Annotated in this window: 11 protein-coding genes; 9 read left to right on the top strand and 2 right to left on the bottom strand. The window is 52.3% G+C overall.

The window, feature by feature from the left end; all coding sequences use genetic code 11:
* Positions 1-84 precede the first annotated feature (84 nt).
* Positions 85-2,001 (bottom strand): PTS mannitol transporter subunit IICBA, encoded by a 1,917-nt coding sequence (gene mtlA / locus HV334_RS23695; RefSeq protein ID WP_016154956.1) that lies wholly within the window; start codon positions 1,999-2,001, stop codon positions 85-87.
* Between the two features lie 533 nt (positions 2,002-2,534).
* Between mtlA and HV334_RS23690 the strand changes: the two genes are divergently transcribed.
* The 9 genes from HV334_RS23690 to HV334_RS23650 all read left to right on the top strand — a co-directional run bounded on the left by HV334_RS23690 (position 2,535) and on the right by HV334_RS23650 (position 12,667).
* Positions 2,535-2,897, top strand: coding sequence for a DUF3302 domain-containing protein (locus HV334_RS23690; protein ID WP_181220974.1), 363 nt, complete (start codon positions 2,535-2,537; stop codon positions 2,895-2,897).
* A gap of 2 nt (positions 2,898-2,899) precedes the next feature.
* The gene (locus HV334_RS23685; protein WP_142418064.1) at positions 2,900-4,036 is read left to right on the top strand and encodes an HlyD family secretion protein; all 1,137 of its coding nucleotides are present in this window, start codon (positions 2,900-2,902) and stop codon (positions 4,034-4,036) included.
* A 70-nt stretch (positions 4,037-4,106) separates the two neighbouring features.
* Positions 4,107-4,715 (top strand): glutathione S-transferase, encoded by a 609-nt coding sequence (locus HV334_RS23680; RefSeq protein ID WP_046275795.1) that lies wholly within the window; start codon positions 4,107-4,109, stop codon positions 4,713-4,715.
* Between the two features lie 98 nt (positions 4,716-4,813).
* Positions 4,814-6,205: an L-seryl-tRNA(Sec) selenium transferase gene (gene selA, locus HV334_RS23675; protein ID WP_016154951.1), complete on the top strand. Its 1,392-nt coding sequence runs from the start codon at positions 4,814-4,816 to the stop codon at positions 6,203-6,205.
* Positions 6,202-8,046, top strand: a complete 1,845-nt coding sequence (gene selB / locus HV334_RS23670) for a selenocysteine-specific translation elongation factor (RefSeq protein ID WP_049282798.1) — start codon at positions 6,202-6,204, stop codon at positions 8,044-8,046. Before selA ends, selB begins: the two co-directional genes overlap by 4 nt.
* A 188-nt stretch (positions 8,047-8,234) precedes the next feature.
* On the top strand, positions 8,235-9,386 hold the full coding sequence (gene yiaY, locus HV334_RS23665) for an L-threonine dehydrogenase (RefSeq protein WP_151222231.1): 1,152 nt from the start codon (positions 8,235-8,237) through the stop codon (positions 9,384-9,386).
* 92 nt (positions 9,387-9,478) lie between these two features.
* Entirely contained in the window at positions 9,479-11,017 is a 1,539-nt protein-coding gene (gene aldB, locus HV334_RS23660; RefSeq protein WP_047359014.1) for an aldehyde dehydrogenase AldB, read from the top strand.
* 184 nt (positions 11,018-11,201) lie between these two features.
* Complete coding sequence (locus HV334_RS23655; protein ID WP_003024200.1) at positions 11,202-11,525, top strand: DUF3302 domain-containing protein; 324 nt, start codon at positions 11,202-11,204, stop codon at positions 11,523-11,525.
* 5 nt (positions 11,526-11,530) lie between these two features.
* A complete protein-coding gene (locus HV334_RS23650; protein ID WP_016154946.1) occupies positions 11,531-12,667 on the top strand; it encodes an HlyD family secretion protein in 1,137 nt (378 codons plus the stop codon).
* 47 nt (positions 12,668-12,714) lie between these two features.
* Here the strand turns inward: HV334_RS23650 and HV334_RS23645 are convergent, their stop codons facing one another.
* Positions 12,715-13,668 carry a LysR family transcriptional regulator gene (locus HV334_RS23645; protein WP_047501322.1) on the bottom strand — a complete coding sequence of 318 codons (954 nt, stop codon included), beginning with the start codon at positions 13,666-13,668 and terminating at the stop codon, positions 12,715-12,717.
* Positions 13,669-13,760: the final 92 nt, after the last annotated feature.

Raw genomic sequence — 13,760 nt, 5'->3', positions numbered from 1 at the left:
CAGTCACGTACTTATGTACGCTCCTGGGGATTCGCTGCGTTGCCGCCTTTCTGCAGCTCGAACTATTTTGGAGATACTTAATGGTTAAGCTTTTTTACCTGCCAGCAGTTCCAGAACTTCATCCACGCTGGTGGTATGGGCCAGACGTTCGATCACGGATTCGTCATCCAGAGCGTTGGTCAGGCTGGTGATCACCTGGATATGTTCATTGTTACGTGCGGCGATACCAATGACCAGGCGGGCAATGTCGTCTTCTTCTTCACCGAAGCGCACGCCTTCCGGGTACTGGCAGAACACCACTCCGGTTTTCAGCACGCGGTCTTTGGCTTCAACCGTACCGTGCGGCACTGCGATGGACTCACCGAGGTAAGTCGGGGTTAGTTTTTCGCGGTCCAGCATCGCCTCGACGTATTCTGGCTCAACGTAGCCGCCTTTCACCAGTTGCTCACCGGCAAAGCGAATCGCTTCTTCTTTGTTAGTGGCTTTACGGCCGAGGAAGATATTCTCCGCACCCAGTTTGAACAGGTGGGTATCACCCTCTTCAAAGCTGTCTTTCAGGTGATCGCGGACTTTCTCTTCGTTCACGTTGTGGCGCTGTGCAGCAACCAGACGTTCGGTCAGGCTGGCGTACAGGCCGCTGTCGAGGAAGTTGGTCAGCGAAATGTGTTGCGCCTGAGGCACCTGGCGCATCGCACGTTCGGTCAGGTCACGGTGGGTAATGACCAGATCGACATCCGGCGGCAGATTGTTAATCGCGCTGTTGGTGACGGAAATCTGAGACAGACCGGCATCTTGCACTTTCTTGCGCAGTACGCCCGCCCCCATGGCGCTGGAGCCCATACCCGCATCGCAGGCAACGATGATTTTACGCACATGGCTCAGGTCGTTAGTCACGTCGCCAGCCGCCAGCGGAGATGCACCTTTGGATTCCGCTTTCATGTCGTGCATACGACGAGTTGCGGCATCAATGTCATCATCTTCTTTCACTTTGCTGGTTTTCAGCAGAATGGCTGAGACGACAAAGGAGACAGCCATTGCGGCACAGATAGCAGCGATGTTCGCGAAGTAAGCCCCCTTCGGCGTCATTGCCAGCACGGCCAGGATAGAACCCGGAGAAGCCGGAGAAACCAGACCGCCGTTCAGGATAGTCAGGGTAAATACGCCAGTCATACCGCCGAGGATAACGGCCAGGATCAGACGCGGGTTCATCAGCACGTACGGGAAGTAAATTTCGTGGATACCACCCAGGAAGTGGATGATAGCCGCGCCGCCTGCGGACTGCTTAGCGCTGCCGCGACCGAAGAACATGTATGCCAGCAGAACGCCCATACCCGGACCCGGGTTAGCTTCAATCAGGAAGAAGATGGATTTGCCCATCTCGTGGGACTGCTGAATACCCAGCGGTGAGAAAATACCGTGGTTGATGGCGTTGTTGAGGAACAGGATTTTCGCCGGTTCAACGAAGATAGACGCCAGCGGCAGCATGTCATGGACAACCATGAAGTTAACGCCTGCCGCCAGGATTTTGGACAGTGCTTCAACCAATGGGCCAATGCCAAGGAATGCCAGAATGGCGAGGATCATCCCGATGATGCCTGCGGAGAAGTTATTCACCAGCATCTCAAAACCGGACTTGATCTTACCGTCTACCCAGTTGTCGAAATGTTTGATAGCCCAGCCGCCCAGCGGACCTGCGATCATCGCGCCGAGGAACATTGGCATATCGGCACCGACGATAACGCCCATGGTGGTGATAGCGCCCACCACGCCGCCACGCTCGCCGCCAACCAGCTTACCACCGGTATAACCGATCAGCAGCGGCAGCAGATAGGTGATCATTGGGCCGACAAGCTTCGCCAGCGTTTCGTTCGGCAACCACCCTGTCGGAATGAATAATGCGGTGATAATACCCCACGCGATAAACGCGCCGATATTTGGCATCACCATGTTACTGAGGAATCGACCAAAGCTTTGCACTTTGATCTTAATATCGGATGACATAAAAACACCCCTTCTTATGTTTGCTGTCGCGCAGGCTTAAAGCCCGAGATTTGTTAATGTAGCGGCAGGAGGTAGCCGGACCCTGTAGATACTGCGAAATCTGGCACTGAATCGTTCAACTGTCCAGTCGACGGCTTTTTGTGTGACGTTTGTCACGTAAATATAGGGTGTGTGGCGTTAGTTAATGTGATTTTCATCACAAAATATCGGTACAAAAAAACATCACAGGTCAAGAGTTGGCTAAAAATGGGCGTTAAGTGTGAAGTTGTTCACGTTTTTGCTTTGGCTGTTTGTTGGGTATTTGTGATCTACTTCGCAATAAATATTTGTCTGGATTTCTCCTGGTGTGATCTGGAGCGGATTCTGTTTCATCAACTATTTCTTGCAACTACCCCGCAAGCCATCAACCTGAAAATTTATACCCTGGTGGTATGGCGGAAATGACTAACTGCAATTATGTTCAAATTACCAGCCATGACTCCTTTCGGCTGCCTGCAATTGAAAGCTCTGATTAGCGTGAATACGAGGCGGGTATGTTTCTAAACTATTTCGCGTTAGGTGTGCTGATCTTCGTTTTTCTGGTTCTGTTTTACGGAATCATCGCTATCCATGATATTCCCTATAACATGGCTAAGAAGCGCAACCATCCCCATGCCGATGCCATCCATACGGCGGGTTGGGTGAGCTTATTTACGCTGCATGTTATTTGGCCCTTCCTGTGGATCTGGGCCACGCTCTATCAGCCAGAACGAGGCTGGGGAATGCAGTCACACATCACGCCGTCCGGGAAGGAACCTGACCCTGCAATTGCCGCGCTGGCCGCGCGCATCACCCAGTTGGAAAATAGACTGGATGGGGACAAAAAAAACGATAACTCCACCTTTCCGGAGATTTGATCATGGACTTGTTGATTGTCCTGACCTATGTGGCATTCGCCTGGGCCATTTTTAAAATATTCCGTATTCCGGTAAATCAATGGACGCTTGCTACCGCCGCATTAGGTGGGGTGTTTATTGTGGCGGGACTCATTTTATTAATGAACTATAACCACCCGTATACCTTTACGGCGCAAAAGGCGGTTATTTCAATTCCTGTTACCCCACAGGTCACCGGAATTGTTAGTGAGGTGACAGATAAAAATAATCAGCTGATTAAAAAAGGCGAGGTGTTATTTAAACTCGATCCCGTTCGTTATCAGGCGCGGGTCGACAGGCTGCAGGCCGACCTGGTGACCGCTACGCACAACATCGACAATATGAAAGCGCAGCTGTCTGAAGCCGTAGCCAATACCACCCGCGTTTCCGCTGAACGAGATCGCCTGTATAAAGATTATCAACGCTATTTGAAGGGTAGTCAGGCGAAGGTTAATCCATTCTCTGAAAGCGACATCGACAATGCCCGGCAAAACTATCTGGCGCAGGATGCGCTGGTCAAAGGCTCTGTTGCTGAACAGACGCAGATTCAGAGCCAGTTAGACAGTATGGTCAATGGAGAGCAATCTCAGGTTGCGTCTCTGCGCGCCCAGCTCGCTGAAGCCAAATACAATCTTGAACAGACTATCGTACGTGCGCCCAGCAACGGTTATGTAACGCAGGTGCTTATCCGGCCCGGGACCTATGCCGCCGCGCTGCCTCTGCGCCCGGTGATGGTATTTATTCCGGAACAAAAACGGCAAATCGTGGCGCAATTCCGCCAGAATTCGTTGCTGCGCCTTAAACCGGGTGATGAAGCGGAAGTGGTCTTCAACGCGCTGCCAGGCCAGGTATTCTCCGGCAAGCTCACCAGCATTCTGCCGGTTGTTCCGGGCGGTTCTTATCAGGCGCAGGGAGCATTACAGTCCTTAACGGTGTTGCCCGGTACCGATGGCGTGCTGGCCACGATTGAGCTGGCTCCCAATGCCGATGTGGATGCGCTACCGGACGGTATCTATGCCCAGGTGGCGGTCTATTCCGACCATTTCGCTCACGTTTCAGTGATGCGTAAAGTGCTGCTGCGCATGACCAGCTGGATGCATTACCTTTATTTGGATCATTGAGACCGTCATCACCTGCCATTTGCACTGACCTGAGCCATACTGATATTTTTGTTGGCAAAAAGGACCCGGCATGAAACTCATTGGCAGCTATACCAGCCCTTTTGTGCGTAAAATTTCTATTCTGTTACTGGAAAAGGGCATCACCTTCGAATTTGTGAATGAACTCCCCTATAACGCAGATAACGGCGTGGCACGCTATAACCCGTTAGGAAAAGTGCCCGCGTTGGTTACCGATGAGGGCGAGTACTGGTTTGACTCTCCGATCATCGCGGAATACATAGAACTGCTGGATATTGCGCCAGCGATGCTGCCGCGTGAACCACTGGCGGCGCTGAAGGTACGCCAGTTGGAAGCGCTGGCCGATGGCATTATGGATGCCGGTTTAGTCTCGGTACGCGAACAGGCTCGCCCCGTCGCACAGCAGTCAGAAACCGAACTGTTACGCCAGCGAGAAAAGATTACCCGTAGTCTGGATATGCTGGAAGGTTATCTGGCGGAGGGTACGCTGAAAACGGATACGGTTAACCTGGCAACCATTGCGATTGCCTGTGCCGTCGGTTATCTCAATTTCCGTCGGGTTGCGCCCGGCTGGTGTGTTGATCGCCCGCGTCTGGTCAAACTGGTGGAAACGCTCTTTCAACGCGAAAGTTTTGCCCGTACGGAACCGCCAAAGGCTTGATACACATTATACTCGCCTAAGCAAAGTCACGGTACAATCCTTCCTATATCGATATCCCTCTCCACGGTGGAGAGGGCCACCAACAGCCAGGCCCTTTCATGACAACCGACATGCGTTCACTCTACAGCCAGCTTCCTGCTATCGATCGTTTATTGCGCGATAGCGCCTTCCCAGCTTTACGTGAGTCTCACGGTCATACCCGGGTGGTTGACCTGCTGCGTCACATGCTCGACGAAGCCAGAGAAGCTATTCGCGACACGCACGCGCTCCCGGCATGGTGTGAGGACTGGGCGCAAGAGGCCTGCGCCCGGCTGGAACGAGAATCGCAAAGTGCGCTGCGTCCGGTGATTAACCTGACCGGAACGGTGCTGCATACCAATCTTGGTCGCGCATCGCAGGCCGAAGAAGCGATCGAGGCGGTGGTGCAGGCGATGCGCACGCCGGTGACGCTGGAATACAGCCTGGATGATGCCGGGCGTGGACATCGGGATCGGGCCCTGGCGGATTTACTCTGCCGTCTGACGGGGGCGGAAGACGCCTGTATCGTCAATAACAATGCGGCAGCAGTTTTGCTGATGCTGGCGGCCACGGCTAACGGCAAAGAGGTGGTCGTTTCACGTGGAGAACTGGTAGAAATTGGCGGCGCATTTCGTATTCCGGACGTGATGTGTCAGGCCGGATGTATTCTGCGCGAAGTGGGTACCACCAACCGGACCCACACGAAAGATTATCGTCAGGCGGTAAATGAAAACACCGGTCTGCTGATGAAAGTGCATACCAGTAATTACAGCATCGAAGGCTTTACGAAGTCGGTGGATGAGGCAGAGCTGGCCACTATTGGCAAGGAGCTGGATGTTCCGGTAGTGGCGGATCTCGGCAGCGGCTCGCTGGTCGATCTCAGCCAGTATGGATTACCGCAGGAGCCGATGCCGCAACAGCTGATTGCCGCTGGCGTTAGCCTGGTGAGCTTCTCTGGCGATAAATTACTGGGAGGGCCGCAGGCAGGGATTATTGTCGGTAAAAAAGAGATGATCGCGCGCTTACAGAGCCATCCGCTGAAACGTGCATTACGGGCTGATAAAATGACGCTGGCTGCGCTGGAAGCGACGCTGCGGCTCTACCTGCACCCGGAAGCGCTGGCAGCGAAGTTGCCGACGTTACGCCAGCTCACCCGCTCGCAGGAGGCTGTCCACGCGCAGGCACAACAATTACAGGCACGGCTTGCTGATCATTACGGCGACGAATTCGCCCTGAACGTTATGCCTTGTTTATCGCAGATAGGCAGCGGTTCGCTACCTGTTGATAGGCTGCCCAGCGCGGCATTAACCTTTACGCCACATGACGGGCGCGGTAGCCGCCTCGAAGCACTGGCCGCCCGTTGGCGTGCGCTGCCTGTGCCGATCATTGGGCGAATTTATGATGGTCGCTTATGGCTGGATCTGCGCTGCCTTGAGGACGAGACCCGGTTTATGGAGATGATGCTGAAATGATTATTGCAACCGCCGGACACGTTGACCACGGAAAAACAACGTTATTACAGGCGATTACCGGCGTGAATGCCGACCGTTTGCCGGAAGAAAAAAAGCGCGGCATGACCATCGATCTCGGTTATGCCTACTGGCCGCAGCCGGACGGAAGGATTCTGGGATTTATCGATGTTCCCGGACACGAAAAGTTTTTGTCCAACATGCTGGCGGGTGTCGGCGGGATCGACCATGCGCTGCTGGTGGTGGCGTGTGATGACGGCGTGATGGCGCAAACGCGTGAGCATTTGCAAATTCTGCAACTGACGGGCAATCCGCAGATCACCGTGGCGCTCACGAAAGCCGATCGCGTGGATGACGATCGCATCAACGCGGTACGTACTGAGGTGCATACTGCGCTTGAAAACTATGGATTCGCCGATGCGGTTCTGTTCGTGACGGCGGCCAGTGAAGGTCGTGGAATCGAAGAACTGCGCGATCATTTACAGCAATTAACGTCGCGCGAGCATGCCCGCGATTGCAGCTTTCGCCTGGCGATTGACCGTGCCTTTACGGTCAAAGGCGCGGGTCTGGTGGTGACCGGGACGGCGCTTAGCGGAGAGGTGACTATTGGTGACACGCTGTGGCTCACGGGCGTCAACAAACCGATGCGCGTACGTAGCTTGCATGCGCAAAATCAGGCCACCGATCGCGCGCAGGCGGGGCAACGTATTGCGCTGAATATTGCTGGTGATGCACAAAAAGAAGAGCTTAACCGCGGCGACTGGCTGCTCTCCGATGCACCGCCAGAGGCGTTTACCCGCGTGATCGTCTCTTTAGAGCATGCCGCGCCGCTGATGCAGTGGCAACCGCTGCATATTCACCACGCGGCCAGCCACGTCACCGGGAGAATCTCCCTGCTTGAAGGGACGCTGGCGGAACTGGTGTTTGATACACCGCTCTGGCTCGCCGATAACGACCGTCTGGTGCTACGCGATATTTCGGCCCGCACGACGCTGGCTGGCGCGCGCGTGGTAACGCTCAATCCGCCGCGTCGCGGGAAGCGTAAGCCGGAATATTTGCAGTGGCTGGCAGCACTGGAGAAGGTGCAGAGTGACGGCGAAGCTCTGGCGCTACATCTGACGCGCGGGGCGGTGAATATTCCTGACTTCGCCTGGGCGCGTCAGCTCAACGGCAACGGTATGCGTCCGTTGATTGAGCTGCATGGCTTTATTCAGGCGGGATACAGTCTGTTGAATGCTGCCGTTGCAGCGCGCTGGCAGCGGAAAGTCCTTGATACGCTGGCGACGTACCACGAGCAGCACCGTGATGAACCAGGACCTGGGCGAGAACGCCTGCGCCGTATGGCTTTGCCGATGGAAGACGAAGCGTTGGTCCTGCTGCTGATTGAAAAGATGCGTGAGAGCGGCGCCATCCATAGCCATCATGGCTGGCTGCATTTGCCGGATCATAAGGCCGGTTTCAACGAAGAGCAGCAGGCTATCTGGCAAAAAGCAGAACCGCTTTTTGGCGATGAGCCGTGGTGGGTGCGCGATTTGGCAAAACAGACGGGCACAGATGAGCAGATGATGCGTGTGGCGTTACGACAAGCAGCGCAGCAAGGCATCATCACCGCGATCGTCAAAGATCGCTATTACCGTAACGATCGGATTGTGGCCTTTGCCAATATGATCCGCGAACTGGATCAGGAGAAAGGATCGACTTGTGCTGCCGATTTCCGCGACAGGCTTAACGTTGGACGCAAATTGGCTATCCAGATTCTGGAATATTTTGACCGCATTGGTTTTACGCGTCGACGGGGAAATGATCATTTATTACGCGATGCTTTGTTGTTTCCCGAAAAGTAATGAAACAATTAATTCAGGAATTAAATGAATTAATACAAAATAAATATTGATTGAAATAAGCACATTAGATTATGAACCTAATGTGCTTTTTAATTGTGGGTGTTATTAAAATAACAACCACGATCATATTTTGTTGGATATTTCACTCGTATGCTTCCTGACTCTTTAGAGTAATTAAGGATCGTACAATGGCTGCTTCAACATTTTTTATTCCTTCCGTGAATGTAATTGGCGCTGATTCATTAAAAGACGCAATGAATACAATGGCGGAATATGGTTTTCGTCGTACGCTGATTGTCACGGATGCCATGCTGACAAAATTAGGTATGGCTGGCGAGATTCAAAAAGCATTACAGGAACGTGATATTTTCAGCGTAATTTTCGACGGTACGCATCCTAATCCCACGACCAGTAACGTCGCTGCTGGCCTGCACATACTGAAAGAAAATGAATGTGATAGCGTTATTTCCCTCGGCGGCGGTTCTCCGCACGATTGTGCGAAGGGCATTGCGCTGGTGGCGGCTAACGGCGGTGATATTCGCGATTACGAAGGTGTGGACCGTTCTGCAAAACCACAGCTGCCGATGATCGCCATTAACACCACCGCGGGCACGGCATCTGAAATGACCCGTTTCTGCATCATTACCGATGAAGTACGCCACATTAAAATGGCGATTGTGGATAAGCACGTTACGCCGCTGCTGTCCGTTAATGACTCCTCGCTGATGGTCGGCATGCCGAAGTCCCTGACAGCGGCAACCGGTATGGATGCGCTGACCCACGCCATTGAAGCCTACGTGTCTATTGCTGCAACGCCGATTACCGATGCGTGCGCGTTGAAAGCGGTCACCATGATTGCGGAAAACCTGCCGGTCGCCGTTGCAGAGGGCAGCAATGCTCAGGCGCGCGAAGCCATGGCTTACGCGCAGTTCCTCGCGGGCATGGCCTTTAACAACGCTTCTCTTGGTTATGTGCACGCAATGGCGCACCAGTTGGGCGGCTTCTACGATCTGCCGCACGGTGTATGTAACGCAGTGCTGCTGCCGCATGTGCAGGTCTTCAATAGCAAAGTGGCTGCCGCTCGCCTGCGTGATTGCGCTGCGGCAATGGGCGTGGACGTTGCTGGCTTGAGCGCAGAGCAAGGGGCGGAAGCCTGCATCGCGGCGATCCGCGAACTGGCGCAGAAAGTGAATATCCCGGCCGGTCTGCGTGAGTTGAACGTGAAGGAAGAGGATATTGCCGTACTGGCGACCAATGCCCTGAAAGATGCCTGCGGTTTCACAAACCCGATTCAGGCGACTCATGAAGAAATCATGGCGATTTATCGAGCTGCTATGTAATTCGTGATACCTGTCGTAAAGCAGTAAATGGCTGGCGAATAATTCGCCAGCCCCGTCTACCCTTGTAGTACCCCTACAGCAAGGAGACGGTCATGACCAATAACCCCCCTTCAACGCGTATTTATCCCGGCGAGTATGGTTACCCTCTGAAGTTAAAAGCCCGATACGATAACTTTATCGGCGGTGACTGGGTTGCCCCGGTGGACGGCGAGTATTACCAAAACCTGACGCCGGTAACCGGGCAATTACTGTGCGAAGTGGCCTCTTCCGGCAAAAAGGATATCGATCTGGCACTGGATGCCGCGCACAAAGTAAAAGACAAGTGGGCGCAGACATCCGTGCAGGACAGGGCGGCGATACTGTTCAAAATCGCCGATCGTATGGAGCAAAACCTGGAACTGCTGGCGACGGCAGAAACCTGGGATAACGGTAAGCCCATCCGCGAAACCAGCGCGGCAGATGTTCCGCTGGCGATTGACCATTTCCGCTATTTCGCTTCCTGTATTCGTGCGCAGGAAGGGGGAATAAGCGAGGTTGATAGCGAGACCGTGGCTTATCACTTCCATGAACCTCTTGGCGTGGTAGGGCAAATTATCCCGTGGAACTTCCCGCTGCTGATGGCCAGCTGGAAGATGGCGCCCGCGCTGGCGGCGGGTAACTGCGTCGTGCTTAAACCCGCGCGCCTCACGCCGCTGTCCGTGCTGTTGCTGATGGAAGTCATCGGCGATCTGCTCCCGCCAGGCGTGGTAAACGTGGTAAACGGTGCGGGTGGGGAAATCGGTGAGTATCTGGCGACGTCTAAGCGCATTGCGAAAGTGGCGTTTACCGGCTCAACGGAAGTTGGGCAGCAGATCATGCAATACGCCACGCAGAACATTATTCCCGTCACGCTGGAGCTGGGTGGGAAATCGCCCAATATCTTCTTCGCTGATGTGATGGATGAAGAAGATGCGTTTTTTGACAAAGCGCTGGAAGGTTTCGCGCTGTTTGCCTTCAATCAGGGTGAAGTGTGTACCTGTCCGAGCCGTGCGTTAGTACAGGAATCTATTTACGAACGTTTTATGGAAAGAGCTATCCGCCGGGTGGAGAGTATTCGCAGCGGCAACCCGTTAGACAGCGTGACGCAAATGGGTGCACAGGTCTCGCATGGTCAGCTGGAAACCATTTTGAATTATATCGATATTGGTAAGAAAGAAGGGGCTGATGTTCTCACCGGCGGGCGGCGCAAGCAACTGGGTGGCGACTTAAAAGAAGGTTATTACCTCGAACCAACCATTCTGTTTGGCAAGAACAACATGCGGGTTTTCCAGGAAGAGATCTTCGGGCCCGTGCTGGCCGTCACGACCTTTAAAACTATGGAAGAGGCGCTGGAAATCGCCAATGACACCCAATATGGGCTTGGCGCTGGCGTCTGGAGCCGTAACGGAAATCTGGCGTACAAGATGGGCCGTGGGATTCAGGCGGGGCGTGTTTGGACCAACTGTTACCATGCTTACCCGGCCCATGCGGCATTCGGTGGCTATAAGCAGTCGGGTATCGGGCGCGAGACGCATAAGATGATGCTCGAGCATTATCAGCAAACCAAATGTCTGCTGGTGAGCTACTCAGATAAACCGCTGGGACTATTTTAATTTCTCATCACTTATTGCCCGGTTTTGCGCCGGGCATATCTTTATTCTGCAGTTATATATAAACCCATATATCGTTATATAAATAAGAAGATTGCATCCAATCTGGTCATTCCACTACTATTATCAACTCTATTGTGTAAATCAAATTGCAGCCGAATTTTCAATTTAAATCCCTGAGGCAAATATGTTCCTTAATTATTTTGCATTAGGAGTGCTTATTTTTGTATTCCTGGTCATTTTTTACGGGATTATTATTCTGCATGATATTCCCTATCTCATTGCAAAGAAACGTAACCATCCTCATGCTGACGCAATACATGTCGCGGGCTGGGTGAGTTTGTTTACCTTACATGTCATTTGGCCCTTTTTATGGATCTGGGCAACGCTTTATCGCCCGGAACGCGGGTGGGGTATGCAAAGCGCGGATTCTTCCCTGATCCAGTTGCAGGCCAGGGTTGCCGATCTGGAAAAGAAACTGGGTGAGGCGAAGACCTCTCCGGCGGAGTAATATCGATGGATTTATTGATCGTTCTGACCTATGTGGCGTGCGCATGGTCAATATTTAAGATTTTTAAAATTCCTGCCAATAAATGGACAGTACCCACTGCAGCATTGGGCGGTATATTCATTGTTTGCGGGCTTATATTACTGATGAATTATAACCATCCGTATACATTTAAGGCGCAAAAGGCAGTAATTTCTATTCCCGTAGTACCGCAGGTCACGGGGGTCGTGACGGAAGTGACGGATAAGAAGAATACGCTGATCAAAAAAGGTGAGGTACTGTTTAAACTTAATCCGGGACGTTATCAGGCACGAGTTGATCGCCTGAAAGCTGATATTGTCACTGCACAACATAAAGAGCAGGTGCTGGTGGCGCAGTTAGACGAAATGCAAGCCAACACGCAGCGGGCAAAGGCTACCCGTGACAAGCTAGCTAAAGATTACCAGCGCTATGCGCAGGGGAGTCAGGCGAAGGTCAATCCTTTTTCTGAACGCGATATCGATGCGGCGCGGCAAAACTATCTGGCGCAGGAAGCAGCAGTGAAATCCTCCGTTGCGGAACAACAGCAAATCCAGAGTCAGTTAGACAGCCTGGTGCAGGGTGAGAATTCGCAAATTGCCAGCCTGAAAGCGCAGTTAGCCGAAGCGGAGTTCAACCTGGACCAGACAGTGGTTCGCGCGCCCAGCGATGGTTACGTTACGCAGGTGCTGATGCGACCGGGAACCTATGCCGCCGCGCTGCCTATGCGTCCGGTGATGGTGTTTATTCCGGATCAAAAACGGCAAATTATCGCCCAGTTCCGGCAAAACTCGTTGCTGCGATTGGAGCCAGGCGATGAAGCTGAAGTGGTGTTTAACGCCCTGCCGGGTAAGGTTTTCAGCGGCAAACTGGCTGCCATCAGTCCGGCCGTACCGGGGGGGACATACCAGTCGAATGGGGCGCTGCAATCCTTAAATTCTACGCCCGGATCGGAAGGGGTGATTGCCACGATTGAGCTGAATGATAATGTGGATGTGAACGCTCTGCCTGATGGGATTTATGCGCAGGTCGCGGTTTATTCTGATCACTTCACCCATGTGTCAGTGATGCGTAAGGTTCTGCTGCGTATGACCAGTTGGGTGCATTATCTGTATCTCGATCACTAGGCGCAGGCTATTTTGCTTACCATTTTGAACCTGGTCCCTAATTTCGCTTACTCAGGCTGCTGTTCCAGCGCCTGAGTAAGTTGCTGGCGGAGCTCTGCCAACATCTCATCAAGAATAAACTGTACCCGCCATGGCTGATATTCACGTTTGCGGAAAATCACCACCAAATCCAGCCACCATTCATGTTGTTCTGAGAAACATGGAACCAGCGACCCGGATTCAATATCTTTTTGGATACTCGCATTTGGCGCAAAAACAATGCCCAGATGGTTACGTGCCAGCGCCAGTGCAGACTGTGTATTGTCGCAGACATAATTTCCGGTCACCCGATAATCGTGCATCTCCTTGCCTCCGGCAGAAGTGAAACGCCAGATATTAGCCTCATCTATCATCATGGAATCAATCAGGATACAGGAATGTTCTTCCAGTTCATCAGGGCTACTAATAGGATGTGCTTTGATATACTCAGGGCTGGCAAAAGCCGTCACCGCATATTTAGTAATGAAACTGGCAACCAGAGATTCATCTTTAGGATGGGCATAGGTGATTAAAATATCACAGTCTTCAGGGAAGTCGACACCTTCAAAAAATGCCTTTCGTTCCAGGTTACATGTTTTAAGTGAGAGACTAATTCCACCGATATCCTGAATTTTTGCGATCACATGTTGCGATAAATAAGCAATTATGCCCGTCGGAGCATATACGGTTACCCGGCCACGTTTTTCGTGCTTATAATCAGCAATGAAATTATTGAGCTGATCGTTTCTGTCCAACATGTCATTGATGTAAGGAAGCAGCGCTGTACCAAACGGTGTGAGGGTGAGCTGTCGAGTGGTGCGATCAAATACCTTTAGTCCAACTTTGGATTCAAAATCAGCAAGATACTTACTAACGTTGGCTTGTGCGATGCCGAGAACCGTAGCGGCATGACTGATGTTTTCACTGGCAGCAATTACCGAAATAATCTTCAGTTCCCGGTGTTTGAGTTGTAATTTGTTCATCGCCAAACCCAATATATATATGTTTGTATATATTACTATATAAATATGAATCTTGCATCGATGAAATTGTAAGCATTATTATGCACGCGTTT

The organism is Citrobacter sp. RHBSTW-00944, assembly GCF_013615435.1.
GTDB lineage: Bacteria > Pseudomonadota > Gammaproteobacteria > Enterobacterales > Enterobacteriaceae > Citrobacter > Citrobacter braakii.
Note: the sequence above shows the minus strand (reverse complement) of the source record. Positions and strands in the feature narration are given on the sequence as shown.

Bases quoted from the DNA above. Each gene is read 5' to 3' on its own strand.
- mtlA (WP_016154956.1), bottom strand. From the start codon at position 2,001: ATGTCATCCGATATTAAGATCAAAGTGCAAAGCTTTGGTCGATTCCTC.
- HV334_RS23690 (WP_181220974.1), top strand. From the start codon at position 2,535: ATGTTTCTAAACTATTTCGCGTTAGGTGTGCTGATCTTCGTTTTTCTG.
- HV334_RS23685 (WP_142418064.1), top strand. From the start codon at position 2,900: ATGGACTTGTTGATTGTCCTGACCTATGTGGCATTCGCCTGGGCCATT.
- HV334_RS23680 (WP_046275795.1), top strand. From the start codon at position 4,107: ATGAAACTCATTGGCAGCTATACCAGCCCTTTTGTGCGTAAAATTTCT.
- selA (WP_016154951.1), top strand. From the start codon at position 4,814: ATGACAACCGACATGCGTTCACTCTACAGCCAGCTTCCTGCTATCGAT.
- selB (WP_049282798.1), top strand. From the start codon at position 6,202: ATGATTATTGCAACCGCCGGACACGTTGACCACGGAAAAACAACGTTA.
- yiaY (WP_151222231.1), top strand. From the start codon at position 8,235: ATGGCTGCTTCAACATTTTTTATTCCTTCCGTGAATGTAATTGGCGCT.
- aldB (WP_047359014.1), top strand. From the start codon at position 9,479: ATGACCAATAACCCCCCTTCAACGCGTATTTATCCCGGCGAGTATGGT.
- HV334_RS23655 (WP_003024200.1), top strand. From the start codon at position 11,202: ATGTTCCTTAATTATTTTGCATTAGGAGTGCTTATTTTTGTATTCCTG.
- HV334_RS23650 (WP_016154946.1), top strand. From the start codon at position 11,531: ATGGATTTATTGATCGTTCTGACCTATGTGGCGTGCGCATGGTCAATA.
- HV334_RS23645 (WP_047501322.1), bottom strand. From the start codon at position 13,668: ATGAACAAATTACAACTCAAACACCGGGAACTGAAGATTATTTCGGTA.